Below are 25,939 nucleotides of genomic sequence, written 5' to 3'. Positions count from 1 at the left end.
CCCGGCGCGGTTGCTCTAGCGAGGAAAGCGGACATGGCAGCACAGCTCAAGGTGATCGGGAACGACATGGCGACCGCGAACGCAGACCGGCAGAAGGCGCTCGACGCCGCACTCGCGCAGATCGATCGCGCCTTCGGCAAGGGCTCGGCGATGCGCCTGGGCTCGAAGGAGACGATGCAGGTCGAGGCGATCTCCACGGGCTCGCTCGGCCTCGATATCGCATTGGGCGTCGGCGGGCTGCCGCGCGGCCGCGTCATCGAGGTGTACGGCCCCGAATCGTCGGGCAAGACCACGCTGGCGCTGCACGTCATCGCCGAGGCGCAGCGGGGCGGCGGCACCGCCGCCTTCGTCGATGCCGAGCACGCGCTCGATCCCGTCTATGCCAAGAAGCTCGGCGTCAATATCGACGAGCTCATCGTCTCGCAGCCCGATACCGGCGAGCAGGCATTGGAGATCGTCGATACGCTGGTGCGCTCGAACGCCATCGACGTGCTCGTGGTCGATTCGGTCGCGGCACTCGTGCCGCGCGCCGAGATCGAGGGCGAGATGGGCGACAGCCATGTCGGCCTCCAGGCGCGCCTCATGTCGCAGTCGCTGCGCAAGCTCACCGGCTCGATCAGCCGGTCGCGCTGCATGGTCATCTTCATCAACCAGCTGCGCATGAAGATCGGCGTGATGTACGGCAATCCCGAGACGACGACGGGCGGCAATGCGCTCAAGTTCTACGCCTCGGTGCGCCTCGACATCCGCCGTACCGGCCAGATCAAGGACCGCGACGACATCATCGGCAACGCCACGCGCGTCAAGGTCGTCAAGAACAAGGTCGCGCCGCCGTTCAAGCAGGTCGAGTTCGACATCATGTACGGCGAGGGCATCTCGAAGATCGGCGAGATTCTCGATCTCGGCGTCAAGGCCGGGCTGGTCGAGAAGGCCGGCGCGTGGTTCAGCTACGACAGCGTGCGCATCGGCCAGGGGCGCGAGAACGCCAAGACCTTCCTCAAGGAGAATGCCGAGCTGCGCGAGCGGCTCGAAAAGGCGATCCGCGCGCGCACCGAGAAGGTCGCGGAGGAGATGATGGTCGGCCCCGATGGCGAGGACGACGCATAGCCATGTGCACTTCGGCGGTTGAAATCGGCGGCGCGCGGCGGTTTTTCGCCACCGCGCGCCGTAATTCCGGCCGATATCGTGTGAACTTCGTGAACTTCGAGCCGCTTCCCGGCCGATGACCGCCGCCGCCGATTGGCAGAATCGCGTGGGTGCGAGCTGGGCTGCCGAGTGGCGGCGCACCGATCGCAGCTTCGCCGGGCTCGATGTGCACCTTGAGCCCGCGGTCCTCGCGACGCTGCCGGATGCCGGCCGCGTCGTCGATATCGGCTGCGGCGCCGGCACCACGACGCTGGCCGTCGCCGCCGCGCGGCCTGATCTTGGCATCGAGGGTCGCGACGTGTCGCCCGCGCTGATCGACGTCGCGCGCGAACGCGGTGCCGGCATGGCCAACGCCACCTTCACGCTCGGCGACGCGCTCGCTGCCGCGCCGCCCGTCGCCGGCTGGTTCTCGCGCCACGGCGTCATGTTCTTCGCCGATCCCGCCGCCGCCTTCGCGCGGCTCGCGCAGCTCTCGGCCCCCGGCGCGCCGCTTGTCTTCTCGTGCTTCGCCGATCGCGCCGACAATCACTGGGCCGATGCGCTGCTCGCCGAACTTGGCCTCGCCGCGCCGGGCGCGGCAGGGCAGGGGCTTGCCGCCGGCCCCGGTCCCTTCGCCTTCGCCGACCAGGCCGAGATCGCCGCGTTGCTGCGCGATGCCGGCTGGATCGACCCCACCGCACGGCGAACCGCCTATCGCTATGTCGCCGGCAGCGGACCCGATCCCGTTGCCGACGCCGCCGACTTCTTCGGCCGCATCGGCCCCGTCGCCGCCGCCATCGCCGCCGCGCCCGCCGCCGAGCAGGCGGCGCTGCGCACTCGCCTCCACGCCGCCTGCGCGGCGCGCCTGCACGATCAGGCCGTGGATTTCCCCGCCGCCGCCTGGCTATGGTCGGCGCGCGCGCCCTCGCGCCCGAAAGGCAGTGCCCCATGACGATCATCGTGCATCATCTCGAACATTCGCGCTCGCAGCGCGTGCTCTGGCTGCTCGAGGAGCTTGGCCTGCCCTTTGAGATCCGCCACTACAAGCGCAACAAGGCGACGATGCTTGCCCCGCCCGAGCTCAAGCGCGTCCATCCGCTCGGCAAGTCGCCGGTGATCGAGGATACTGCGCCGCCGGGCGACGACGCGCCGCGCGTCATCGCCGAGACCGGCGCGATCATCGAATATCTGGTCGAGAAGGCCGATGGCCGGCTCGGCGCGCCTGCACATCGCGAGGCGCTGCTGCGCTACCGCTTCTTCCTTCATTATGCCGAGGGCTCGCTGATGCCGCCGCTGCTGCTCAAGCTCGTGCTCGGCCGCGTGCCGCTGTTCGGCAAGGCCGGCCAGAAGCGCATCCAGCCGATGATCGACACGCATCTCGATTTCGTCGAGGCCGAGCTTTCGAGCCGCGAATGGTTCGCCGGCCCCGCCTTCACCGCCGCCGACGTGATGATGAGCTTCCCGCTAGAGGCCGCCCGCTCGCGCGCCGGGCTCGACAAGGAGCGCCCCGCCACCATCGCCTGGCTCGATCGCATTCACGCGCGCCCCGCCTATCAGGCCGCGCTCGCGAAGGGCGGGCCATACGCCTATGCCTGACGCTTAGGCCTGCGGTTTGCGCGGGCCAATTTCGTCGAAGCTCTGCGGCCCCGAAGCCGGCGGCCGGTCGCTCGGCGCTTCGGGTTTCGAATAGTCGTCGGGCTCGATGGGGTCGAGCTTGCCGCCCGGCTCCCACTTGGCGATCACCGCGCTCGCCACCGCGTTGCCGACGACATTGGTCGCCGAGCGCCCCATGTCGAGGAAATGGTCGACCGCGAGGATCAGCAGCAGCCCCGCCTCGGGAATGTCGAAGAACGAAAGCGTCGCCGCGATCACCACCAGGCTCGCCCGCGGCACGCCCGCCACGCCCTTCGAGGTAATCATCAGGATCAGTAGCATCGTGATCTGCTGGCCCAGGCTCAGGTCGATGCCATAGGCCTGCGCGATGAACATCACCGCGAAGGTCATGTAGATCATCGACCCGTCGAGGTTGAACGAATAGCCGAGCGGCAGCACGAAGCTCGCGATGCGCGGCGGCACGCCGAACTTGTCGAGCGCCTCGAGCGTGCGCGGATAGGCGGCTTCCGACGAGGCGGTCGAGAAGGCGAGCAGCAGCGGCGCGCGGATATAGTCGATCAACAGTCGCACCCGCCCGCCGACGATGACGAAGGCGACGCCGAGCAGCAGGCACCACAACAGCCCCATCGCGAGGTAGAAGCTGCCCATGAAATAGGCGAGGCTGCCGATGATCGCCGGCCCGCGCTCGGCCAGCGTCCCCGCCACCGCCGCGAACACAGCGAACGGCGCGAAGCGCATGACGTAGTTCGTCACCTGCAAAATGACCTGCACCAGCGATTCGACCGCGCGCACCAGCGGCGCCGCCTTCTCGCCCACCGCCGTCATCGCCACGCCGATGAACAGCGATGCGACGACGATCTGGAGAATCTCGTTGTCGGCCATCGCCTCGAAGATCGAGGCGGGGAAGATGTGCGTGAAGAAATTGGTGAGGTTGAACGCCTCGCGTGCCACGCCGCTCGAAGCGTCGGCAGGCGGGATTGGAATGTCGAGCCCGACGCCGGGCTGGAGCAGATTGACGAGGATCAGTCCGAGCGTGAGCGACACCAGGCTCGCGCCGACGAACCACGCGATCGCCCGCGCACCCACACGCCCCAGCGCCGAGGTGTCGCCCATATGCGCGATGCCCGCCACCAGCGTCGAGAAGACGAGCGGCGCGATGATCATCTTGATGAGCCGCAGGAAGATCGTCGTGACGATCGAGAAATAGCCCGCGATCTCCGCCAGCCGCGCATCGCCCGGCCCGCCATCGTCGGTCATCGACAGATTGAGCGACAGGCCGACGATCATGCCGAGCACAAGGCCGATGAGGATGTACAGGGTCAGGCGCTTGGCCACGCAGTCACTCCAGCTGGTTCGCCCGCAACCAAGGGGATTGCGCCCGCCGGGTCAAGTCGGCCAGCATCGAAAGCGCCTCCGCACGGCCGGTCGGCCTGCCTTCGACCTGCCCGGTGGCCTCGCATGGAATGCTTGAGCGCGGGCGCGGCGTCGCATAAGCGGCGTGCATGACCTCGACCAACGACATCCGCCGCTCGTTCCTCGATTACTTCGCCGGCCACGGCCATGCGAAAGTGCCGTCGGCGCCGCTCATTCCGCAGAATGATCCGACGCTGATGTTCGTCAATGCCGGCATGGTGCCGTTCAAGAACGTGTTCACCGGGCTCGAAAGCCGTCCCTATTCGACCGCCACTTCGTCGCAGAAATGCGTGCGCGCCGGCGGCAAGCACAATGATCTCGACAATGTCGGCTATACCGCGCGGCACCATACGTTCTTCGAGATGCTCGGCAATTTCTCGTTCGGTAATTATTTCAAGGATCGCGCGATCGAACTCGCCTGGAACCTCGTCACGCGCGAATGGGGCCTCGCGAAGGACCGGCTGACCGTCACCGTCTATCACACCGACGATCAGGCCTTCGATCTCTGGAAGAATATCGCCGGCCTCCCCGACGATCGCATCATCCGCATCGCCACCAAGGACAATTTCTGGGCGATGGGCGCCGATGGTCCGTGCGGCCCGTGCTCCGAGATTTTCTACGATCATGGCGATCATATTTGGGGCGGCCCGCCGGGATCGCCGGAGGAGGATGGCGACCGCTTCGTCGAGATCTGGAATCTCGTCTTCATGCAGCATCTGCAGGAGGCCGATGCGATCGTGGCCGACCTGCCGCGTCCCTCGATCGACACCGGCATGGGGCTCGAGCGGATCGCGGCAGTGATGCAGGGCGTGCACGACAATTACGATACCGACACTTTCAAGGCGCTGATCGCCGAGAGCGTCGCGCTTACGGGCACTGCGGCCGAGGGCGATGCCCGCGCCAGCCACCGCGTCATTGCCGATCACCTGCGCGCCTCGGGATTCCTCGTCGCCGATGGCGTACTGCCCGCCAACGAGGGCCGCGGCTATGTCCTGCGCCGCATCATGCGCCGCGCGATGCGCCACGCGCATTTGCTCGGCGCCAAGGATCCGCTGATGCACCGCCTCGTCGGCGGGCTCGTCGCGCAGATGGGCGCGGCCTTCCCCGAACTCGCCCGCGCGCAGTCGCTGATCGAGACGACGCTCGAGCAGGAGGAAACGCGCTTCCGCCGCACGCTCGCCAACGGCCTGCGCCTGCTCGACGAGGCGACTGCCACGATGGGCGAGGGCGATACGCTGGCGGGCGAGACGGCGTTCAAGCTCTACGACACCTATGGCTTCCCCTATGATCTGACCGAGGATGCGCTGCGGGCGCAGGGCCTCGCGGTCGATCGCGCCGGCTTCGATACCGCGATGGCCGAGCAGAAGCGCGCCGCGCGCGCCGCATGGAAGGGTTCGGGCGAGAAGGCGTCCGACGAGCTCTGGTACGATCTTGCCGAGCAATCCGGCGCGACCGAGTTCATCGGCTATGCGACCGAGCAGGGCGAAGGCCAGATCGTCGCCATCGTCAAGGACGGTGCACGCGTGGAGCGCGCAGGTGCGGGCGAGGCCGTCGAGGTCATCGTCAACCAAACGCCCTTCTATGCCGAAAGCGGCGGCCAGGTCGGCGACGCCGGCATGCTCACCACCGAGGGTGGCGTGCGTGCCGCGATCAACGACGTACATAAGCATCTCGGCCGCATCTTCGCGCATCAGGCCGTCATCGAAACGGGCGAGCTGACGGTCGGCGATGCCGTGCACCTCACCGTCGATCACGACCGGCGCAGCGCGATCCGCGCCAACCATTCGGCCACACACCTGCTGCACGAGGCATTGCGCGAGCGGCTGGGCACCCATGTCGCGCAGAAGGGCAGCCTCGTCGCACCCGAACGTCTGCGCTTTGACTTCTCGCAACCCACCGCCGTCAGCGCCGATCAGATGGCGATGGTCGAGGCCGATGTGAACGCGCAGATTCGCGGCAACGGGGCGGTCTCGACGCGGCTGATGACGCCCGAGGACGCGATCGCCGAGGGCGCGATGGCGCTGTTCGGCGAGAAATATGGCGACGAGGTGCGCGTCGTGTCGATGGGCACGAATGCCGACGGCAAGACCTATTCGCTCGAGTTGTGCGGCGGCACGCATGTCCGCGCGCTGGGCGACATCGGCCTGTTCAAGGTCGTCGGCGAAAGCGCGGTCAGTTCGGGCGTACGCCGCGTCGAGGCGCTCACGGGCGAGGCGGCGCGCGCCTGGCTGTCGAGCCGCGATGAGAAGTTGCGCGAGGCTGCTGCCGTACTCAAGGCGACGCCCGACGAGGTGCCCGCACGTGTCGCCGCGCTGGTCGAGGAACGCCGCCGGCTCGAACGCGAACTGGCCGAGGCGAAGAAGGCGCTGGCGCTGGGCGGCGGTGCTGCCGCGAGTGCCGGCCCCGAGCAGGTGGGCGCGGTCAATTTCGTCGGCAAGGTGCTCGACGGTCTCGAAGCCAAGGCGCTGCGCGGCGCCGTCGACGAGGAAAAGGCCCGGATCGCCTCGGGCGTTGTCGCGCTCGTCGCGGTCAACGACGGTCGCGCATCGGTGGCGGTCGGCGTGACCGACGATCTCACTGCCACGTTCAGCGCCGTCGATCTGGTCAAGGCTGCGGTCGCGGCACTCGGCGGGCAGGGCGGCGGCGGCCGGCCCGACATGGCGCAGGGCGGCGGTCCCGATGGCGACAAGGGCGGCGAGGCGCTGGCAGCGGTGCGCGCCAAAATTGCCGACTGAGCGGCGCCGGCTGGCGCTGGCCGGCCATTGGCGCGGACGCCTTTGGTGGGGGGCAGCGGTGCTGCCGGCGCTGTATCTGCTGGCTGGACTTCTCTACTTCACCAACATCGGCGCTACGGGGACTCTACCGGCAGCCGGCGCTTCGGTGGCGATAGGGATTTTCGGTTCGATCATCGCGGCCCCGTTGGCTGCTATTCCAGTGGCGTTTTTGGCTTGGCCAGCGACTAGGTTCAGCGACGACCCATTCGCATTCTTCGTCTGGCGCGCCGATCGCCCGCTCGTCTCGATCGCCGCGACTTTTGTCTATGGCGGTCTCGCCGCCTTCGCGCTTGCCGATGCGCTCAACGCCGCGCTGGCATTGCCAGCGATCGAATCGCTCTGGTCGCTGTTCAGCGTTCCGACGGCGTTCTGGTTGCTGCTCTGCCGCGCCGCCGTGATCGACCGATCGCCAAACGCCAGCGCTTGACCGTCGCGCGGCATATGTTCACTTTCACCTAAATTGGTGGCGGGGGATCAGGTGCAGCGGGGAATAATCACGACGGTCGCCGGCTTTGCCCTTAGTCTTTCGGCAACGGTCTGGGCGCAGTCGCCCGAGAGGCCGTGGCCGCACGCGCCGGTTCACGGGGGCGCCGCGGTGGCCGGCACCAGCCTCGATCTCGATGCGCTGTACCAGCCCGTCAGCATCGTGGGCACCCCGCCTTCGGGCTTCGCCTGGTCGCCCGATGGCCGCAGGATCCTGTTCCTGTGGAACGACGCGGGCGCTAGCTTTCGCGATGTATGGAGTGCCGATGCCGTCACCGGCGAAAAGCGGCGGCTGACCTTTCACGGGCAGGCGTCGCCAGCCGAACAGGGCGCGCGCGGCGTCAGCGAAGCGGTATTCCTGAACGACGAAGGCCGCTTCGCCTATGTGCTGGGCGGCCGGCTGCACATCGTCGATGCGGCGGGTCGCGACGAAGCCGTCGAGCGCGACAAGCGCGCCGTCCGCCAACTCGCGCTCTCGCCCGATCGGCGGCATCTTGCATTCGTCTCGGGCAACGCGGTGGACGCGGGCAATCGCAACGTCTCGGGCGGGCTGCTGTGGGCGCGACCGCTCGACGCGCGCGACGACGGCTCGACGCGGTATCTCGCCGGCGACCGCGCGGATCCGAAAATCTACGTCGAGAACTATCAATGGGCTGCCGGCGGTCGCAGAATCGCATTCACGCTCGCCGACAACCGCCTGATGCCCGAGCGCGACATCCTCTATTATGCCGGCGGCGCCGCGCAGAACAACCGCGTCGAGCGCGCCTTTCCGGGCGAGGAAGTAACGCGCTACACCGTTGGTGTCGTCGATGTGGCGAGCGGCACTGCGCGCATGTTCGAGCGGCCTAATGCGCGGCACCATGTCTGGAGCTACGGGCTGTCGGGGCGCGGCGACCGGCTGTTCGTCAGCGAAAGCGACCTCCTCGCCAACGATCACGTCATCTGGATGTGGGACACCGCCACCGGAAAACGCGAGCGCTTCTACAGCCATTCGGAGCCGAAGCACCTGCGCCCCGACTGGCAGGTCGCCTGGGCGCCCGACGATGACGGCCTCGTCATCCTCACCGATCGTGACGGCTGGCTGCACCTCTATCACCAGAAGACCGCGCGATCGAAGCCGCGCGCGATCACCAGCGGCCGCTGGGAAATCGCGAGCTTCACCGTCGATCGCGATCGCCGCGACCTGCTGTTCGTCGCCAACAAGAGCTATCTGACCGATCGTCAGGTCTACCGCGTGCCCTTTGCCGGCGGAGCCGTTCGCCAGCTCACGCCGGCGGCGAATGGCAGCCACGATCCCGTCTATTCGCCCGATCACGGCCGTATCGCCACGCTGTGGTCCGACGATCGCACGCCGCACGAGCTGATGATCGTCGATGCCGCGCAGCCCGGCACTGGCCGGCGGATCACCCATTCGCCCCGCCCCGAATTCGCCCGTCAGACCTGGGCCAATATCGGCTATGTCGAGTTTCCGAGCCATGTCGACGGCAAGCCGCTGGTCGGGCGCCTCAGCCTGCCCGCCAATTACCGGCCGGGCCGGCGCTATCCGCTGATCGTCGGATCGGTTTACTCCGATTCGGTACGCAACCAGTGGGGCGGCAGGACCGCGCACCCCACCGCGCTGTTCGACCAGTATCTCGTCTCGCGCGGCTATATCGTGCTCAACGTCAATGTGCGCGGCAGTTGGGGCCAGGGCCGCGAGCACAATCAGGGGCTGCACCACAGCTATGGGCAGGCCGATATCGACGATCTCGAAAGCGGCGTGCGCCATCTCGTCGCCAAGGGATATGTCGATCCGGCGCGCGTCGGTATCTGGGGTTCGAGCTATGGCGGGCTGATGACGCTCATGTCTCTGGCGAAGAAGCCCGGCGTTTACGCCGCCGGTATCGCCGGCGCGCCTGCCACCAATGTGTGGCACGCCTATCCCTCGCAGATGTGGGTGATGGGGCCGCCCGAGGGCAGCGACATGCCGGCACGCTATGAGGCGCAATCGGCGCTCTACCATGTCGACAAGATCAAGGACCCGGTGCTGCTGATCCACGGCACCCGCGATCCGGTGGTGCTCTATTCGGATACCGTGGCCGCGACCGAGCGTATGATCGCCGCCGGCGTGCAGCATGAACTGGTCACGCTGCCGGGCGCGAACCACGCCTGGGCAAGCGACAATCTTGCGCAGACGCGTTTCGCCTTCCGCAAGATGGCCGATTTCTTCGACCGCCACCTGCGGCCCGGTTCGGTCGCCGGCGAAAGCGAGTGACGATGCGCCATATCCGCCTGTCCGAGCCCCGCTCGGGCCTTTCGGCCCGCTGCGAACTGCTGGAGGCGCAAGCGCCGCTAAGCTGCGCGTTCCTGCGTGCGCTGGCGGAACGGCGCGCGAGCTTCGGCGCTGTCCATGCGATGTGGACCGGCCCGGAAATCTCGATTCCGATGCCGGCCGCGAGCCTGCCCGACGCGCTCGCGGAGCAGCTGATCGCCGAGGAGAACGCGACGGCCTATCCCGAATGCGGCGATGTCGTGCTTGCCTCGCTCGCCGCCGGCAGCATCAAGGGACTGCCGCCGGGCAACTTCTTCGATGTCGGGCTGTTCTACGGCGGTGGCGGGCGGCTGCTCATGCCGTTCGGATGGCTGCGCGCCAACGTCGCCGCACGCATCGTGAACGACGATCTGGCCAAGGCGCAGGCCGATTGCCGTACGATCCGCGCCAATGGCGCCTGCACCATCACGATCGAGCCTGCACCATGAGCTATGCCGCGTTGATGGCGATCATGAGCGGCTGGCTGCTGCCGGGCTCGCTGGTCTGCATCATGGTGGTGATGGGGCTCTCGCTCACGACCGATGATTTCCGCCGCCTCGTGCATGGTCGTCGCGCGCTGTTCATCGGCATCGCCAGCATGTTGGTGGTGCCGCCGCTGATCGGGCTCGCAATGGCGTTGACCGTCGCACCCACGCCGGCGCTTGCGGTCGGCTTCATCCTGCTCGCGACCACGCCGGGCGGCATGCTCTCGAACCTGTTCACCGACATGGCCAAGGGCGATCTCGCGCTGTCGATGTCGCTCACCTTGCTGCTCAGCATCATCTACATGTTCGTGGTGCCCTTCTACGCGCACTTCGCCATCCTGCATTTCCTCGGGGTCGAAGCCGAAGTTCGCGTGCCGCTCGGGGCGTTCGTCTGGGACATCTTCTCGATCACCCTGCTGCCTGCCGGCCTCGGTTTCGCGTTGCGCGCATGGCGGCCGGGCTTTGCGCTCGCGGTCAAAGGGCCAGTGAAGCTCGCCGCGATGATCGTGCTCTTCACCTCGTTCGGGTTCATCCTCGTCGATCAGATTCCAACGCTTCGCGCGAATCTGGGCGCGCTGGTCTGGATCACCGTCGCGATCAATGCGCTGACCCTGCTGGCCGTGCTCGCGCTGGGCAGAGTGCTGCGACTGGGGCGTGAACAGCGCGTGGCGATCGGTATCGAACATCTGATGCGGCAGGAGGGCACCGCGCTTTTCATCGCGGTCTCGATCGTCGGCAACAATGAGATGTCGCTGCCGATGATCATGAACACGCCGATCGCGCTGCTGTTCGTGCTCGCCTTCGTGGCGCTGGCACGGCGCGGCGTGCGGCATGCGCCACCGCCCGAAGCCGCAGGGTCGGTCGCCGCCGCATGAAGCGTGCCGCATTGGGGGAGGGGTCGCTCTGGCGGGCAACGGCCGCGTCTGCGCCCCCCACCGATCCGCTCGTCGGACGGTTCGATACCGAGATACTGGTGATCGGCGGCGGCATTGCCGGTGCGTCGACGGCGTTGCACCTCGCCGAGGCGGGCACCGACGTCGTCCTTCTCGAGAAAGGCGACTTCGGCGACGGCGCGACGGGCCAGAGCGGCGGGCTGATCGCGCCTGACTATATCCGCCACGATCCCGACGCCATCGTCGCACTGTTCGGTCGCGAGCAGGGCGAGCGCCTGACGCGCTTCGTCGGCGAATCGGCCGCGGCCACCTTTGCGCTTGCGCGGCGCCTGGGCATCGCCTGCGATTCACGCGAGAACGGTTTCTGGACGCCCGCACATACCGCCGCCATTCTGGCGCAGCAGCAGGCACGTGCGGCCCAATGGTCCGCGCGTGGTTTCGCCGTCGAGACAGTTGACGCCGCCGGCACGCAGCGCGCGCTAGGATATGGCGGGTATCTCGGCGCGCTGCGGTTCGGCGCGGGCGGCAGCCTTAATCCGCTGGCGCTCACGCGCGGGCTCGTTGCTGCCGCCATGCGAGCCGGCGCGATCTGCCACGCCGACAGCCCCGTGAAGACGTTGAAGCGTGAGGGCTCGCACTGGGTGGCAGTCACCCCGCGCGGGAGCGTCCGTGCCCGTCGTCTGGTGCTGGCCGCGAACGGCGGCAACGCGGCGCTGCACCCGGCGCTTGCGCGCACGACGCTTCCGCTGCGTGTCGTCGAATTTGCGACTGCGCCGCTCGACGAGGCGATGCGCGCGCACGTGGTGCCGTCGGGCAGCGGATTCACAGACAAGACGCCCTATATCTTCACCGCGCGCTATGACGGACACGGCCATCTCGTCTCAGCCTTTCCCGCCTCGCTGATGGTGCGCGGCGACGCCGCGATGCGGCGTGAGGCGGTCCGCCGGCTGGCGGAGCATTTCCCGCCGCTGGCTGGTGTCGAGATCCGGTTTCTGTGGAGAGGCCTGGCGCGCATCAACCCCTCGCTGCTGCCGGCGCTCTACGACCTCGGGGACGACGCGATCGCGATCCAGGCATGCAACGGTCGCGGCCTGTCGATCAACGCGATGCTCGGCCGCGAAGTAGCTCGCTGGGTTTCGGGAAATCGCGACCTGCCCCTGCCAGTCCCGCTCACCCGGCCGGCGCTGGTGCGCCTTCATGCGCTGGCGCGCTTCGCGCCCGAGGCGCTGATGGCGATGGCCTATCTTCGATCGCGCAGGGGTCGCGCCTAGCGTCGGGAATGCTACGAAAGCGGCGCCAGATTGGCGTGCATCCGGCCCAGCATCGCGATCAGCTGCTCGAATTCGTCGGCGGCGAACCCCTGAACCAGATGGCCGAAGATCGGCGCCGTGACGCGTCGCGCCTCGGCGAGCCGGGCCTGCCCCACCGGCGTCAGGTCGACAAGCGTGATGCGGGCATCCTCCGGACTCGATGCTGCCGTGACGAGGCCGGCGCCGACCATGCGTTGCACGATACGTGTCATCGTCGACAGGTTGATGACCGCGGCATCGGCGATCGCGCGCGTGCCACGCGGGCTGGCTTCGCCAAGGATCATCAACACCCGCCAAGACGGGATATCGAGGTCGATCGTGCGCAGCCGCGCTTCGATGATGCCGTTGTACCGCCCCACCAGCCGGTTGAGCAGATAGAAGGGATAGCGCTCGACCCGGAACGCGCTGGTACCCGGGTCGGCGGCCTCGAAGGGATCGATCGGCGGCACGCGGCAGGCCGTAGGCGGCGTCAGGTCGACTGGCAACGGGCGCTCAGGCCGCGAGTCGGGCAAGTTCCGCATCGAGCGCCGACCCGCTTTCGTCGGCAAGCGCCGCCTCGCGCAGCATCGCGAGTCGAGCACCAGCGTCGCTGCGGCCCGCCATGTTTTCCGCCGCAGCCATCAGCCGCGTGAACTTGTCCCATCCGCGCACGTGCGTATCGCCATAGCCCTTGATGAGGCGCTGGCACCGCACGAGCTCGAGCGCGAGTGCCGGGTCCGATCGAGCGGCAGTGGTGATACGCGCCAGCCAGTCCTCGATCCGTGCCTGCTCGACGCGGTATTTGAGCGTTCCCCGGCGGAAGCGCCGCATCGCGGACAGCAGGCGCATCGCCGTGAACCAGCGGATGCCGCTCGTCTCGACATGGCGGCCCTTCTCGAAGCGTGGCGCCAGGAGCCGCCGCCACCGTTCGCCGGCGAGCAGCCGCGCGCCGATGCCTGCGGGCAACGTCTCGCAGATTTCCTCGAAGCGCGGATGCATATACTCGACCAGTCCGAGGATCTGTCCCGGCTGCGCACGCACTTCGGCACGCACGCGCGCGGTCCGGCTTTCGCGCACCTTGAGCCCGGCGACGCGGATCGTGTCCTCATACGCCATCCACAACGCTAGATGTCGCGCGGCTTCGGCGGTCAGCAGCCCATCGGGATCGAGCGCAGCCAGCGCCTCGAGCCGATCGAGATAGAGGCGCGCATAGCCATCGTCCTGATAGTCCATCAGCCGCCGCGCGCCTTCGAGCGCGAAAGGATGCGCGGGAGCGGGCAGATGCGCCACGATGCGATCGGCAATCCTGCGGCCCGCCACTGTGGTCGGAACCGGGGGCACCAGCACAGGGCGCGCGTCGGGCAGCGCCGCGGGCGCCGAGCGCGCGGCATCATGGCCTGCCGCAAATGCGCGCAGGCTCGCCTCGACTGCCTTGCCACCGGCGCGGATCGCATCCTCGAACGCGCTGCGCGGAACCGGCAGCGCTTCCGACGCTGCAAGCGCGCCAAACAGCGTCGACGAGATGACGCTGCCCGCCGCGATCGCGGCGGCATCCATGTCGAAGCCGATGAAGCGCGCCGATCGCTCGCGCGCCGCTGCGAGAATCCGCTCGTCGCTCGCGCGCCCGTCGCCCGGCGCCGATTTCTCGGCAATCGCGTACACGCGGTGCGTCGAGGCGATCAGCGTGGTGCGATCGCTCACGAATCCCCGCAGCATCGCACGCCCGGCTTCCATCAATTCGGAGGCGATGACGATGTCGACATCGCCCGGCACGGGCATCAGCGCCAGCACCGGCCGACGATCACCCGCGCGCATCCACTCAATGTAATAGACGGTCGATCCGGTGCGCTGCGCGACGCCGGGGACCGAGGTTCCCTGCGTGACGAAGCCCGCGGCCTCGCCGAGCTGGACGATCCAGTCGGCGAGTACGCCGCCGCCCTGGCCACCCAGCCCCAGAATGGCGATCGATATGCGCGTGTCGCTGGCCATGCCGTCCTCTCAGAAACCGCGCGCGAGCCGGCTGCGCGTCTCGTGGCGCTGCAATAGTCCGATCCACCAGTCGCGCATCGCCGCGCGCATCCGGTCCCATCGCGTCGGGTTAAACACCAGCTGCGCCTTGTAGAAGGACGGACACAGCACCGCCGCGTGGCTCACCTCGCCGCACACGCCGCAGCCGACGCAGCTATTGTCGACATGCGCCACGGGGTCCTGCCGCAGCGGATCGGGATTGTCGCGGATCGTCAGGCTGGGGCAGCCCGAAAGGCGGATGCAAGCATGATCGCCGGTGCACGTATCGGGATCGACGCCGAAGCGCTCGCGCACCACGCGATTGCCGGCCTTGATCGCTTTCGCCATCGCCGGCTTCACGCGTCGCTGGCGGTTGAGCTGGCATTCTGACTGCGCGATCAGCACCTTCGGACCCTTTTCGGGACTGGTCACTGCGTCGCGGATGGCGTCGCGCATGCCGCCCACGTCATAGGTGCGCGTCATCGTCCGCGCCCAGCCTACGCCGACGCCACGCACCGCGCGCTCGATGGGGTTGTTGGTGACGCGCGCCTTGTTGAACGCCTTGGACGACGGAATGTCCTGCCCGCCGGTCGCCGCCGAATAGCCATTGTCGACGATGATGGTGAGCGTGTCGTCCTTGTTGAACACCGCGTTGCCGATGCCCGAGGTGAGGCCGTTGTGCCAGAAGCCGCCATCGCCCATCATCGCGATCGCGCGCTTGCCGGCAGGCTTGAACGCCGAGGCTCCCGCGCTGCCCAGGCCATATCCCATCGTCGTGTTGCCGATGTGGAACGGCGGCAGGATCGAGAACAGATGGCAGCCGATATCGGCCGATACGTGGAACTCGCCCAGCTCGCGCTGCACCAGCTTCATGGCCGAGAAGATCGGTCGCTCGGGGCAGCCGGTGCAGAACCCCGCCGGTCGCTGCGGGACCATCGCCGGCGTGACGGCGGGGGCGGCAAGCGGCGTTTCGACGGGCGCGCGATCGGGCGCCCATTCGCGCAGGAACTTCGCCAGCCCCTCGCGCAACACCTGTCCGGTATATTCGCCCGCGCGCGGCAGCACTGCCTTGCCGACGATCGCCGTTTGAAGGTCGGCGCGCCGCACCAGCGTGTTGAGCTCGTGCTCGATGAATTCGGGCTGGCCTTCCTCGACGATCAGCACCGCGTGCTTTCCCGCACAAAAGGCTGCGATCTCGTCGGGCACGAGCGGATAGACGCAGTTGAGAACGTGCACGGGCAGTGCGGTGTCGCCCCATGCGTTCGATAACCCGATCAGCTCGAGCGCGCGATTGAGCGTATTGAACAGCCCGCCCTGCACGATGATGCCGATGTCATCCTCGTCAGGCCCGAAGCGTTCGTTGAGCTTCGCGTCGCGTACATAGTCGATCGCAGCCGGCCACCGTTGCTCGATCTTCTCGTGTTCGTGCAGGAAATTGGCCGGCGGCAGCACGATGCGGTCGGTGTCGCGTACCGGATTGGCCGCCGCCTCGCCCACCGTCATCGGCGGACGACGATTGTCGCGCGCGACGAAGCTGCCCGTCATGTGGCATGCCCGCACGCGCAGTTCGAGCATCACCGGCGTGGCAGAGGCTTCGGACAGGCGGAAGCCCTGCTCGACCATGTCGACCATCAGCCCCAGATCGGGCCGCGGATCGAGCAGCCACATCTGCGACTTCATCGCGAAGGCGTGCGTGCGCTCCTGCATGATCGACGAGCCTTCGCCATAATCCTCACCGAGGATCACCAGCGCGCCGCCCGTCACGCCGCCCGAGGCCACGTTGGAGAGCGCATCGGAGGCGACATTGGTGCCGACCACCGATTTCCATGCGACGGCACCGCGCAGCGGATAGTTGACCGAAGCCGCGAGCATCGCCGCCGCCGTCGCCTCGCTCGCGCTCGCCTCGAAATGCACGCCCAGCTCGGCCATCAGGTCGTTGGCGTCGGCGAACACGTCCATCAGGTGGCTGATCGGCGATCCCTGATAGCCGCCGACATAGGCGACGCCCGATTGCAGCAGCGCCTTGGTGACGGCCAGGATGCCCTCGCCATGAAACGTCTCGCCCGCGCCGATGCGCAGTTGCTCGACTTCGGCCGCGAACGATCGCTCGGCCACGCGCTCAGTCTGCGACGAGCGCGAGCACGCGCAAGGGGCTGCCCGATCCGCCCTCGATCTTGAGCGGGGTGGCGATCACCACGCTGCCCGTTGCCGGCAACTGATCGAGGTTCTGGAGGCATTGCAGGCCATAGCGACCGGCGCCGTGGAACATGGCATGGGCGGGGTAGGGCGGATCGAGCAGATGCGCCTGCCCGGCATCGGTACCGATCGTCTCGACGCCGAAGCCGTGCGCGTCGCGATCCTCGACGAGGAAGCGGACGGCCTCGACCGATGGCCCCGGCGTGTGCGCGCCATCCTCGCGGCGGTTGACATACTCTTCGACCGACCGCTTCGACCAGTCGGTGCGCAGCAGCACCCACGAGCGTGGCGGGATGCGGCCATGTTCGGCTTCCCACGCCTCGATATCGGCAACGGTGAGGAGGTAATCGGGATTGGCGGCGCACTCGCCGCTCACATCGATCACCACGGCCGGCGCCACGAAGGCGGCAGGATCGATCGTGTCGAGCGTGTTGTTGGGCAGGTCCTTGCCCGTCACCCAGTGTACCGGCGCGTCGAAATGCGTACCGGTATGCTCGCCGACCGAGAAATTGTTCCAGTACCAGGCTACGCCGCGCTCGTCGTAGCGGCTGATCTCCTCGATCGTGAACGCGGCGCACTGGCCGAACTCGGGCGGCAGCATCAACGTGGGGGTATCTGGCGAGAGCGTCTGCGTAAGGTCGATCGTGCGGATCGAACCGCTGGCGATGCCGGCGGCAAGCTGGTGCAGCGTCTGGGCGGTCATGCGGCTCTCCTTTTCGAGCGAGACAGGATCCTGACGCCGATTACGTGCAGATGCAAGTATTGATGCGCACGCCGCCCCCGGGGCGCACGATCATGTGTGCGGCCTCAGCCTCGGTCCGCCTTCGCGAGATTGCTGCTGATGCGCCGCAACGTGGAAAGCAGCGCCGTCATGTCCGCTTCGGCGATGCCGGCAAAGGCGCGGTCGAGTTGCTCGCCGACCACCGGCGTGAGCTTGTCGAGCGTCCGTTGCCCGGCGTCGGTCAGCGTCACGTCGGTAATGCGGCTGTCGGCATCGTTCGGCGCGGTGGCTGCCAATCCCTGGTCGACCATGCGGTCGACGATGCGGCTCACCGTCGATCGTTTGGTCAGCGCGACGTCCGCAAGCGTCCCGATGCTTACCGGCTGGCGCTCGCGCAGCACGGTCATGATCCGGTAGATCGGCTTCGACACGCCGTGGTGCTGAAGCGCTTCGTCCATCTGCTGGTGATAGCGGAAATCGGCGTGCGCGATGAGGTAGAAGGGCGAGTTTTCCAGCCGGAAAGCCGGATCGGTGGGGTCGTAGACGGTGCGCTTGGACATGCGGGCCTTGCATGATGATACAACAAACCAGGCAAGGCTTAGGCAGCGAAACTGCGATTGTGGAGAGAAAACGCGCCGTTCCGGACGCAGTCTATAAGCTTCTCGGGGGTCGCCATGTTTACACCGCTTTAACCCTGCCCGGTTACGCCTTGGCAATCGGCAGCCAAGGGGAAGACCGCGTGCGCATTCTGATCGTGGATGACGAACCGGGGATGCACGAATCCTATCGGCAGTGCTTCGCCGCCCGTCCGGGCGACGACGGCGACCTCTCGGCAATGGCCGCCGAACTTTTCGGCGACGAGGATGTGCCGCCCGATGCGACGCCGCCCGCGCCGCGTTTCGATCTGGTGCACGCCACGCAAGGCCTCGAAGCGGTCGACATCGTCGCGCGCGCCGGCGAAAACCGCTTCGCCGTTGCCTTCATCGACGTGCGGATGCCGCCCGGCATCGACGGGCGTGAAACCGCGAAGCGCATCCGCGCGCTCGATCCCGACGTGAACATCGTCATCGTCACAGGCTTTTCCGATTTCTCGCCGCTTGAAATCGCCAAGGTGGCGGGCCCGGCGGACAAGATCTTCTACATCGCCAAGCCCTTCGAGGTCGAGGAAGTGGTGCAGACCGCCTCGGCGCTGTCGCACCGCTGGCAGATCGACCGCGAACTGGCGGCGACCCGCGCCGATCTCGCCGACAAGGTCGCGCTGCTCGAAGAGCAGACGCTCGAACTCGCCGCCAACGAGATGAAGGCGATCCATCTCGCCAATCATGATTCGCTTACCGACGCGCCGAACCGGCTCGCCTTTCTGCGCTCGCTCCAGGGCTGGGTACGCGCCGACGAGGGCTTTGCGATGGCGATGATCGATCTCGATCGCTTCAAGCTCGTCAACGACACGTTCGGCCATCTGGCGGGCGACGAACTCATCCGCATGGTGTGCACCTTGCTCCAGGAGCACGTGCCCGAGCGCGGCATGGTCGCGCGGCTCGGCGGCGACGAGTTCGCGATCCTGTTCCCGACACCGGGCGAGGACGCCGCGGTGATGGCGTGCGAGCGGCTGATCCACGCCTGCGCCACCAGCTTCAAGGTTTTCGGCCATTCGGTACAGGGCAGCGCGTCGATCGGCTTGGTGATCGCCGACGGCAGCGAGCCGCGCGATCCTATCGACGTGATGCGTCGTGCCGACCTCGCGCTCAACGAAGCGAAAAAGGCCGGGCGCGGCATCGTGCGCGTGTTCGACGAGAGCATGGACGAATCGATCCGCTTCCGCCGCCGCATCGAAGGCGGCCTGAGCGAGGCGATCGCGAATAACGAACTGCGGCTGGTCTATCAGCCGATCGTCGCGCGCGATGGCGCCGAGGTCGTGGGCTTCGAGGCGTTGCTGCGCTGGGTAAGTCCCGAATATGGCACGATCTCGCCTGCCATGTTCATCCCCATCGCCGAGGAATCGAACCTCATCCACGAATTGGGAGACTGGGTGCTGGGCGAGGCGCTCGAGATGCTGGCGCGGTGGCCGGGCCAGTATGTCTCGGTCAATTTCTCGCCGCGCCAGTTCCGCCGCCAGAACTTCGTTGGCCATGTCGTCGAGCGCGTCGATCGCGCCGGCATCGCGCCGTCGCGCCTCCAGATCGAGATTACCGAAACCGCGATCTTCGACGATGCCGAGCGCGCCGCCGACACCCTCTATCGCCTGCGCCAGATGGGCTTCCGCATCGCACTCGACGATTTCGGCACGGGCTATTCGTCGCTCTACAACATCCGCAAGTTCGCGCTCGACTGCCTCAAGATCGACAAGAGCTTCATCGACGGCATGGGCCGCGAGCGCGAGTCGGCGGCGATCGTCCATTCGATCATCCATCTGGGTCGTGCGCTTGGGCTCGAGGTCGTGGCCGAGGGCGTCGAGACGCAGGCGCAGGTCCAGGCGTTGCGCGTCGCCGGGTGCAGCCATCTTCAGGGGTATTTTTACGCGCGGCCGATGGAAGCCGAGGATTCGGTGGTGATCGCGACGCAACGCTATCTCGAAGCCGTCGACGAAGACGAAGGCACGGCGCCCGTCGCGGGGAACGGGACGCAGGGCTGATGGGCGCGTCGCTGCGCCGCCGCGCGCTGAGGCTGCCCGCCTCGCTCGGCGCCAAGCTGGTGCTGATCCTCACCGGCGTCGGCGTGATCGGCGCGATCGCGATCACGCTGCTGCTTGCGGTCATCATCACGCCCAGCTTCGACCGGCTCGAAGCCGATGCCGTCGACGCGCATGTCGAACGCACGCGCGCGGCGCTCGACGAATATGCCTCGAAGGTCGAGGCCACGGTGCGCGATTATGGCGACTGGAGCGCGAGCTACGACTATATGGGCGCGCCCAATGCCGCGTTCGAGCAGGACAGCTTCGCCACCTCGGCGATGGTCAATCTCGGCATCAACGGCATGGCCTATCTGCGCAACGATGGCGATGTCGTCATCGCGCGCTGGCTCGACCTGTCGCGCGAAACCGACGATGCCGCCGCGCGCGCCGCAATGCTGGCGGCGATCGACCGGATCGATCTTGCCGCCGCGCTCGAAGGCGGCAGTTCGGCCAGCTTCTATGCGCGCCTCGGCGACCGGATCGCCGCGATCGGCGTCGCACAGGTGCGACGCAGCGACGGCACCGGCAACCCGCGCGGCCATGTGGTGATGGCGCGCCTCATCACGTCCGAACAGTTGCGCACGCTGTTGCAGCTCGACGCCGCGCTCGACGTGGCGAACCGCGTATCGGCGCCGGTGATCGCCGCCGGTCCCTCGCGCATTCGCGTAGCGGTGCCCATATCGGGCGCTGACGATCGCCCCGTCGCGAGCGCCACCTATGCGGTGCCGCGCGACCTCTCGCTGCTCGGGCGGCGGATGCTGCTGCTCGCGGTCGGCGGATCGACCCTGCTGCTGATGATCGTGCTGGTGGTGCTGCGGCGTACGATCATCAGCCTCGTGCTCAAGCCGCTCGGCCGCGTCGAAGGACATATGCAGCAGGTGCGCAAATCGGGCGCGATGCTCCCGCTTACCGACGAGCGCCGCGACGACGAGATCGGCAGCCTCGTCGCCAGCTTCAACGCGATGTTGCGACAATTGAAGGATCTGCGCGAACAGCTCGAGGTCCAATCGTTCAAGCTCGGCCGCTCCGAAACTGCGGTCGCGGTGATGCACAATGTCCGCAACGCGCTCAATCCGGTGAGCACCATCCTGTCGCAGGGGCTGGCTCTCCCGCCGCCCGTTGACCGCGCGCTGCTGGACCGTGCCGTCGCCGAGCTTGCGCGCGATGATCTTCCGCCCGTGCGTCGCCAGAAGCTTGCCGCCTTCGTCGCTGCTGCCGCCGAGGCCGAAGGCGCCGATCGCGCCGACCGTCGCCGCCAGCTCGAGATCGGCCGCGAGGCGATGCGCCACGTGCTCGAGATCATCGGCCGCCAGCAGGAGGATGCGCACGAGCGCCCGCAACTGGCCGCCTGCGACGTGACCGACATCATCGCCCAGAACGCGACGATCGCACGCTATTCGGGCAGCCATTCGATCGCGTTCAGCTTCCCCTCGCAACCGCACTGGGTGATGGCCAACCGCGTGATCCTGAGCCAGGTGGTGGGCAACCTGTTCTCCAACGCCGCCGAAGCGATTGCCGCTGCCGGCCGCGATGGCGGCACCATCACCGTCACCATTGACGATCACGACGGCCGCACGCGCATCCGCATCACCGACGATGGCGAGGGGTTCGAGACAGCGCAGACGCCGCGCCTGTTCCAGCGCGGCTTCTCTACGCGCGCGCATAAATCGGGCGGCCTCGGCCTTCACTGGTGCGCCAACGCGATGAACGCGATGGGCGGCACGCTGGCACTCGAAAGCGAAGGCCAGGGGCGCGGCGCGAGCGCGGTGTTGACGGTCGATGCCGCGCAACTTTCGCAGGACGAGCTTGCCGCCTGAGCGAAGCCCCGGCTCAATCGAGCCGTGCGTTCAGTCCCAGCCACCATGTGCGCGGGCGTGCGCGTTCGATCGCGCTGCCGCTGAAGCCCGTTTCCACGCGCGCGTCGAAGGCGTTTTCGATCCGCGCCTCGACTGCCACGCCCTTGCCGAGCGGTAGCGCGGCCGCGCCGTCGAGCGTCAGCGCGTCGCTGAGCGTGCGGCGGTTCTCGTCGTCCTCGAACACCTCGGCCTGATAGCGCAGCGTCAGCGATGCGGCGGTGCGCGCGCGTGCCCAGCCGATCGTGGCACTCGCCTGGTGCATCGGCACCTGTGCGGGGCGCAGTCCATCGAGGCCGAAGCGCGAATCGCGCACCCGCGCATCAGACAGCGCATAGGAAAGCGACGCGACGACAGCGCCGAGCGTCACGCGGCCGTCGACCTCGACGCCGCGCGAGACGATCGCATCGAGATTCTCGCGGCGACGATAGACGCCCGCCGCCGACACGAACCCCACGCCGGGGAAATTGCCCGGCCCGCGCGCGATGGTGACGTTGGTGACCGCATCGTCAAGGCGATTGGCGAACAGCGTGACACCGAGCGACGTGGCAGGCGAGGGGGCCAGCGTCGCGCCGGCTTCCACCCCCATCAGCGTTTCGGGCGCGACCAGCGCGTTGGCCGCGGTCGCATCGGCGCCGACGCGGAACGGGCGGTACAGCTCGTTCGGATTGGGCAGCCGCCAGCCGCGATAGGCAGCGGTGCGCAGCGTGAGCGAGTCCGACGCCGCCAGCGCCAGCCCCGCCCGGCCGGTCCATTCGCTGCCCGCACGATCGGCAAAGCGCGCATCGGTGAACGCCGCCCCGCCGCCGATCGGCCGCTCGGTGATGCGGCCGTCGGTAATGCGCCACCCGTCGATTCGGCCATTGAGGTCGAGGCGCAACAGCCCGGCGGTGAGTTGCAGATCGGCAAAGGCGCCATAGGTCGCCGTTACGCCGCCCGCGCGCCGCAACCGCGTCGGCTCGCCATCGGTGAAGCTGTAGCGTTCGTTGGTGGTGCCGCTCGTCCGGCGCGTATCGGCGCCGATCAGCAGCGTGATCGCCTCGCCCAGCGGTGGCGCCACCTCGATCCGCCCGCCAATGCCGGTGCCGGGCACATTATACTGGTCGAGCGCGGGCGACACGCTCGTGCGATCGGCATTCACACTGGCAAAGCCGCTGGCGAAGCGCCGCGTCTGGACATAGCCGAGCGCGCTCCAGCGCCACGCACCCCGACCCACCAGCCGAACGCTGGCATCGGCACCGTCGCTCTCGATCCCGGTAAAGGCCAGGCCCCGGTCGCGCCGGTCGCGGAATACCGCGACATTGCCCTGCAATTCGGTCTCGGGCGCGATGCGTGTCACCGCACGCATGCCGATGCTCGTCTGCGCGAACGGCGCGGCACGATCCACCGCGCCGCGATCGTCGGCGACGATCGGCACGAAGCCATCGCCGCGCGCATGGCCGACGCGGATCGTGGCGAAGCCCGTCTCGCCCACCAGGCTGGCGCTGGCCTGCGCATCGATTGATCCGCGCGCGCCGCCTGCAATATCGAGCGTCGCGGGGGATAGCTGATCGGGCGTGGCGCTCACCAGCTCGACGACGCCGGCGAGCGCGCCCGATCCCCATCGCGCACCGCCGCCGCCGCGCTGCACGCGTACTTCTCCCAGCGCGCCGGGAGCGAGCGCGGGGAACGCGATCCAACCGCCGAACGGATCGGCCTGCGGCACGCCGTCGAGCACCAGCAGCGCACGGCTCGAGGCATTGCCGCCGATGCCGCGCAGCGTGATGCCCTGCGACGTGGGATTGGCCGATCGCGAATCGGCGCGACGGAAACTCTGCAATCCGGCGATGTCGCCCAGCACATCCTCGAGCCGGTCGCTCGCGGTCGCTGTCAGCCGCGCGCGCGCGATGGTGGCGACGGCATCCGACCGCGGCGGCGGATCATCGAGGCCGCGGCCGGTAACGACGATCTCGGGCGGCGCGGCTGGCGCCAGCGTCTGCGCGGCGGCAGGCGCGGCGGCGATCGTCAGGGGCAGGGCAAGCCAGCGCGGCGATCGGTTCATGCGAGCAGCGCCCCGAGCGGAAACGCGCACACCGGGGCGCGGAAGAAAATGGCTCCCTGAGTAGGATTCGAACCTACGGCCGCTCGATTAACAGTCGAGAGCTCTACCGCTGAGCTATCAGGGAACGCGGTGCCCCGAACGCCATATCGCGTCGGGAGGCGCGCCTATAGCAGCGGCTTTTCGGATGGCGCAAGTGTTTTGGAGGGCATTGCCGCCCTCAACATCACGCGATGAACTGTTCCATGGTGATGCGATCGTCGAGCGCGTGCTCGGGATCGAACAGCAAGGTCAGCTCGCGCGAACGGTCGATCGCGATCTCGACCATCGCCACGTCGCGCACCTCGCGCTGGTCCGCCACCGCACTCACCGGCCGCTTGTCGGGTTCGAGCACGCGGATCGCGATGCGTGCCTTTTCGGGCAGGATGGCGCCGCGCCAGCGACGCGGGCGGAACGGGCTGATCGGCGTGAGCGCGAGCAGTGCTGAGCCCAATGGCAGGATCGGGCCGTTGGCCGAAAGATTGTAGGCGGTCGAGCCCGCCGGCGTCGCCACGAGAATGCCGTCGCACACCAGTTCGGGCAGCACCACGCGATCATTGACCATGATTTCGAGCTTCGCGGTCTGCCGCGTCTCGCGCAGCAACGACACTTCGTTGATCGCCGGCATCTGGACCCGCTCGCCTTCGATCGTCGTCGCGATCATCGCGAGCGGCGTGACGCGGAACGGCTTGGCGCGGCGCAGCCGCTCGTCGAGCCCATCGAGCCGCCAGTCGTTCATCAAAAAGCCTACGGTGCCCAGATTCATGCCGAATGCCGGCACGATCAGCGGCCGCTCAAGCATCTGGTGGAGCGTCTGGAGCATGAAGCCGTCGCCCCCCAGCACCACCACGCGCTCGGCATCGGGCTCGCTCACCCATTCATAGCGCTCGCGCAGCTCCTCGGCGCCGACCTGTGCGGGCCGCGTGGGCGAGGCGATCAAGGCGCGCCGCGGCGGCTCGCTCATCCGCCGGTCACGCTCATGTGGCGCGCAACGGCGGGGGCGGCACCGGCGGCGACGCTGAAATCGTGCCGCGCGGGCTTTGCGGCGATCGCGGCATCGATCGCGGCATCGACGCCGGCGAGGCCGCCATCACGGATCGCGGCCTTCAGGTCGACCGAATCGTCGTGGCCGAGACAGGTGTAGAGCATGCCCTCGGTGGTCAGCCGCACGCGGTTGCAGCCCTCGCAGAAATTGCGCGTCAGTGGCGAGATCAGGCCCAGCCGCACCGATGTGCCGGCAACGCGCCAGTATCGCGCAGGGCCCCCGCTGTCGTGCGCATCGAGGGCCAGATCGAAGCGCGCCGCCAGCCGGGCATGGACCTCGGTAAGCGGCACGAAGCGATCGGCGCGATCCTCGTCGACCGCGCCAAGTGGCATCGTCTCGATCAGGGTGAGGTCATGACCCTCGGCCACGCACCATGCCAGCAGATCGGCGAGTTGGTGGTCGTTCAACCCCTTGAGCGCGACGGCATTGATCTTCACCGCGATCCCCGCGGCCCGCGCCGCGGCGATGCCTTCGAGCACCTGCGCCAGATCGCCATGGCGCGTGATATGGCGGAAGGTCGCCGGATCGATGCTGTCGAGGCTGACGTTGAGGCGCCGGATGCCCGCTTCGGCCAGCGTGCCGGCGTGCTGCGTCAGCCGCGTGCCGTTGGTCGTCATCACCAGTTCGTCGAGCCCCGCGCCGACATGGCGGCCGAGCCGGCGCACCAGATCGATCGCGTCGCGCCGTACCAGCGGTTCGCCGCCCGTCAGCCGCACCTTGGATACGCCGCGTGCGATGAAGCGCTCGACGATCAGTGCCATCTCGTCGAGCGTCAGCAGCGCCGACTTCGGCAGGAAGGTCATCTTCTCGGCCATGCAGTAGCGACAGCGCAGATCGCAGCGGTCGGTGACCGACACGCGCAGATAGCGGATCGCGCGGCCATGGCGATCGACCAGCGATGCGTCGCTTGCGGGCGGGTGCGGGCTGGACATCGCGAGCGCCGAAGCTAGGCACTACGGCTTGCGGGCACAAGGTCCGGCATTGGCGGCACGCCGTCCCCGCG

General features: G+C 67.9%; 20 protein-coding genes and 1 tRNA gene. 11 read left to right on the top strand and 10 right to left on the bottom strand.

The features are described 5' to 3' along the window. Nucleotides 1-33 precede the first annotated feature (33 nt). The 3 genes from recA to FBR43_RS10250 all read left to right on the top strand — a co-directional run bounded on the left by recA (nucleotide 34) and on the right by FBR43_RS10250 (nucleotide 2,721). A complete protein-coding gene (gene recA / locus FBR43_RS10260) occupies nucleotides 34-1,107 on the top strand; it encodes a recombinase RecA (RefSeq protein WP_136943048.1) in 1,074 nt (357 codons plus the stop codon). A gap of 115 nt (nucleotides 1,108-1,222) precedes the next feature. Continuing rightward, a complete protein-coding gene (locus FBR43_RS10255) occupies nucleotides 1,223-2,077 on the top strand; it encodes a class I SAM-dependent methyltransferase (RefSeq protein WP_136943047.1) in 855 nt (284 codons plus the stop codon). Then, the gene (locus tag FBR43_RS10250; RefSeq protein WP_136943046.1) at nucleotides 2,074-2,721 is read left to right on the top strand and encodes a glutathione S-transferase family protein; all 648 of its coding nucleotides are present in this window, start codon (nucleotides 2,074-2,076) and stop codon (nucleotides 2,719-2,721) included. The genes FBR43_RS10255 and FBR43_RS10250 overlap by 4 nt, the downstream gene beginning before the upstream one ends. Before the next feature lie 3 nt (nucleotides 2,722-2,724). Here FBR43_RS10250 and FBR43_RS10245 read toward each other — a convergent pair whose 3' ends face one another. Continuing rightward, entirely contained in the window at nucleotides 2,725-4,074 is a 1,350-nt protein-coding gene (locus tag FBR43_RS10245; protein ID WP_136943045.1) for a dicarboxylate/amino acid:cation symporter, read from the bottom strand. Nucleotides 4,075-4,241: 167 nt separating this feature from the next. On the opposite strand from FBR43_RS10245, the gene alaS reads away from it, so the two are divergent. The 6 genes from alaS to FBR43_RS10215 all read left to right on the top strand — a co-directional run bounded on the left by alaS (nucleotide 4,242) and on the right by FBR43_RS10215 (nucleotide 12,348). Then, complete coding sequence (gene alaS / locus FBR43_RS10240) at nucleotides 4,242-6,887, top strand: alanine--tRNA ligase (protein WP_136943044.1); 2,646 nt, start codon at nucleotides 4,242-4,244, stop codon at nucleotides 6,885-6,887. Nucleotides 6,888-6,945: 58 nt separating this feature from the next. Beyond that, a complete protein-coding gene (locus FBR43_RS10235; protein WP_136943043.1) occupies nucleotides 6,946-7,353 on the top strand; it encodes a hypothetical protein in 408 nt (135 codons plus the stop codon). Between the two features lie 168 nt (nucleotides 7,354-7,521). Continuing rightward, the gene (locus FBR43_RS10230; RefSeq protein ID WP_136943042.1) at nucleotides 7,522-9,663 is read left to right on the top strand and encodes a prolyl oligopeptidase family serine peptidase; all 2,142 of its coding nucleotides are present in this window, start codon (nucleotides 7,522-7,524) and stop codon (nucleotides 9,661-9,663) included. Nucleotides 9,664-9,665: 2 nt separating this feature from the next. After that, nucleotides 9,666-10,148 (top strand): DUF3830 family protein, encoded by a 483-nt coding sequence (locus FBR43_RS10225; protein ID WP_136943041.1) that lies wholly within the window; start codon nucleotides 9,666-9,668, stop codon nucleotides 10,146-10,148. Beyond that, nucleotides 10,145-11,059 (top strand): bile acid:sodium symporter family protein, encoded by a 915-nt coding sequence (locus FBR43_RS10220; RefSeq protein ID WP_169542574.1) that lies wholly within the window; start codon nucleotides 10,145-10,147, stop codon nucleotides 11,057-11,059. Before FBR43_RS10225 ends, FBR43_RS10220 begins: the two co-directional genes overlap by 4 nt. Further along, nucleotides 11,056-12,348 (top strand): NAD(P)/FAD-dependent oxidoreductase, encoded by a 1,293-nt coding sequence (locus tag FBR43_RS10215; RefSeq protein ID WP_136943039.1) that lies wholly within the window; start codon nucleotides 11,056-11,058, stop codon nucleotides 12,346-12,348. Before FBR43_RS10220 ends, FBR43_RS10215 begins: the two co-directional genes overlap by 4 nt. 11 nt (nucleotides 12,349-12,359) lie before the next feature. Here the strand turns inward: FBR43_RS10215 and FBR43_RS10210 are convergent, their stop codons facing one another. From FBR43_RS10210 to FBR43_RS10190, 5 genes are all read right to left on the bottom strand, one after another. Continuing rightward, complete coding sequence (locus tag FBR43_RS10210) at nucleotides 12,360-12,836, bottom strand: MarR family winged helix-turn-helix transcriptional regulator (RefSeq protein ID WP_249276537.1); 477 nt, start codon at nucleotides 12,834-12,836, stop codon at nucleotides 12,360-12,362. Between the two features lie 43 nt (nucleotides 12,837-12,879). After that, nucleotides 12,880-14,355: an indolepyruvate oxidoreductase subunit beta family protein gene (locus tag FBR43_RS10205; RefSeq protein WP_136943037.1), complete on the bottom strand. Its 1,476-nt coding sequence runs from the start codon at nucleotides 14,353-14,355 to the stop codon at nucleotides 12,880-12,882. A 9-nt stretch (nucleotides 14,356-14,364) separates the two neighbouring features. Beyond that, nucleotides 14,365-16,488, bottom strand: a complete 2,124-nt coding sequence (locus FBR43_RS10200) for an indolepyruvate ferredoxin oxidoreductase subunit alpha (protein WP_136943036.1) — start codon at nucleotides 16,486-16,488, stop codon at nucleotides 14,365-14,367. 4 nt (nucleotides 16,489-16,492) lie between these two features. After that, nucleotides 16,493-17,272 (bottom strand): cyclase family protein, encoded by a 780-nt coding sequence (locus tag FBR43_RS10195; RefSeq protein ID WP_136943035.1) that lies wholly within the window; start codon nucleotides 17,270-17,272, stop codon nucleotides 16,493-16,495. A 104-nt stretch (nucleotides 17,273-17,376) separates the two neighbouring features. Continuing rightward, complete coding sequence (locus FBR43_RS10190; protein WP_136943034.1) at nucleotides 17,377-17,850, bottom strand: MarR family winged helix-turn-helix transcriptional regulator; 474 nt, start codon at nucleotides 17,848-17,850, stop codon at nucleotides 17,377-17,379. Nucleotides 17,851-18,029: 179 nt separating this feature from the next. On the opposite strand from FBR43_RS10190, the gene FBR43_RS10185 reads away from it, so the two are divergent. Next, nucleotides 18,030-19,922 (top strand): two-component system response regulator, encoded by a 1,893-nt coding sequence (locus FBR43_RS10185; RefSeq protein ID WP_249276536.1) that lies wholly within the window; start codon nucleotides 18,030-18,032, stop codon nucleotides 19,920-19,922. Then, on the top strand, nucleotides 19,922-21,778 hold the full coding sequence (locus FBR43_RS10180; RefSeq protein ID WP_136943033.1) for a sensor histidine kinase: 1,857 nt from the start codon (nucleotides 19,922-19,924) through the stop codon (nucleotides 21,776-21,778). The genes FBR43_RS10185 and FBR43_RS10180 overlap by 1 nt, the downstream gene beginning before the upstream one ends. Nucleotides 21,779-21,791: 13 nt before the next feature. Here FBR43_RS10180 and FBR43_RS10175 read toward each other — a convergent pair whose 3' ends face one another. The 4 genes from FBR43_RS10175 to moaA all read right to left on the bottom strand — a co-directional run bounded on the left by FBR43_RS10175 (nucleotide 21,792) and on the right by moaA (nucleotide 25,868). Beyond that, on the bottom strand, nucleotides 21,792-23,855 hold the full coding sequence (locus tag FBR43_RS10175) for a TonB-dependent receptor (protein WP_136943032.1): 2,064 nt from the start codon (nucleotides 23,853-23,855) through the stop codon (nucleotides 21,792-21,794). 49 nt (nucleotides 23,856-23,904) lie between these two features. Next, a tRNA-Asn gene (locus tag FBR43_RS10170) sits at nucleotides 23,905-23,979 on the bottom strand. Between the two features lie 99 nt (nucleotides 23,980-24,078). Beyond that, complete coding sequence (locus FBR43_RS10165) at nucleotides 24,079-24,855, bottom strand: NAD kinase (protein WP_136943031.1); 777 nt, start codon at nucleotides 24,853-24,855, stop codon at nucleotides 24,079-24,081. Then, nucleotides 24,852-25,868: a GTP 3',8-cyclase MoaA gene (gene moaA / locus FBR43_RS10160; RefSeq protein WP_136943030.1), complete on the bottom strand. Its 1,017-nt coding sequence runs from the start codon at nucleotides 25,866-25,868 to the stop codon at nucleotides 24,852-24,854. The genes FBR43_RS10165 and moaA overlap by 4 nt, the downstream gene beginning before the upstream one ends. Nucleotides 25,869-25,939: the final 71 nt, after the last annotated feature.

The organism is Sphingomonas baiyangensis, from assembly GCF_005144715.1.
Classification (GTDB): Bacteria; Pseudomonadota; Alphaproteobacteria; order Sphingomonadales; family Sphingomonadaceae; genus Sphingomonas; species Sphingomonas baiyangensis.
The sequence above is the reverse complement of the archived record's forward strand: the minus strand, read 5'-3'. Positions and strand labels throughout refer to the sequence as shown.

Coding starts and splice junctions, on each gene's coding strand:
- FBR43_RS10250 (WP_136943046.1), top strand. CDS start 2,074: ATGACGATCATCGTGCATCATCTCGAACATTCGCGCTCGCAGCGCGTG.
- FBR43_RS10190 (WP_136943034.1), bottom strand. CDS start 17,850: ATGTCCAAGCGCACCGTCTACGACCCCACCGATCCGGCTTTCCGGCTG.
- FBR43_RS10225 (WP_136943041.1), top strand. CDS start 9,666: ATGCGCCATATCCGCCTGTCCGAGCCCCGCTCGGGCCTTTCGGCCCGC.
- FBR43_RS10180 (WP_136943033.1), top strand. CDS start 19,922: ATGGGCGCGTCGCTGCGCCGCCGCGCGCTGAGGCTGCCCGCCTCGCTC.
- FBR43_RS10165 (WP_136943031.1), bottom strand. CDS start 24,855: ATGAGCGAGCCGCCGCGGCGCGCCTTGATCGCCTCGCCCACGCGGCCC.
- moaA (WP_136943030.1), bottom strand. CDS start 25,868: ATGTCCAGCCCGCACCCGCCCGCAAGCGACGCATCGCTGGTCGATCGC.
- FBR43_RS10195 (WP_136943035.1), bottom strand. CDS start 17,272: ATGACCGCCCAGACGCTGCACCAGCTTGCCGCCGGCATCGCCAGCGGT.
- FBR43_RS10215 (WP_136943039.1), top strand. CDS start 11,056: ATGAAGCGTGCCGCATTGGGGGAGGGGTCGCTCTGGCGGGCAACGGCC.
- FBR43_RS10175 (WP_136943032.1), bottom strand. CDS start 23,855: ATGAACCGATCGCCGCGCTGGCTTGCCCTGCCCCTGACGATCGCCGCC.
- alaS (WP_136943044.1), top strand. CDS start 4,242: ATGACCTCGACCAACGACATCCGCCGCTCGTTCCTCGATTACTTCGCC.
- recA (WP_136943048.1), top strand. CDS start 34: ATGGCAGCACAGCTCAAGGTGATCGGGAACGACATGGCGACCGCGAAC.
- FBR43_RS10205 (WP_136943037.1), bottom strand. CDS start 14,355: ATGGCCAGCGACACGCGCATATCGATCGCCATTCTGGGGCTGGGTGGC.
- FBR43_RS10255 (WP_136943047.1), top strand. CDS start 1,223: ATGACCGCCGCCGCCGATTGGCAGAATCGCGTGGGTGCGAGCTGGGCT.
- FBR43_RS10220 (WP_169542574.1), top strand. CDS start 10,145: ATGAGCTATGCCGCGTTGATGGCGATCATGAGCGGCTGGCTGCTGCCG.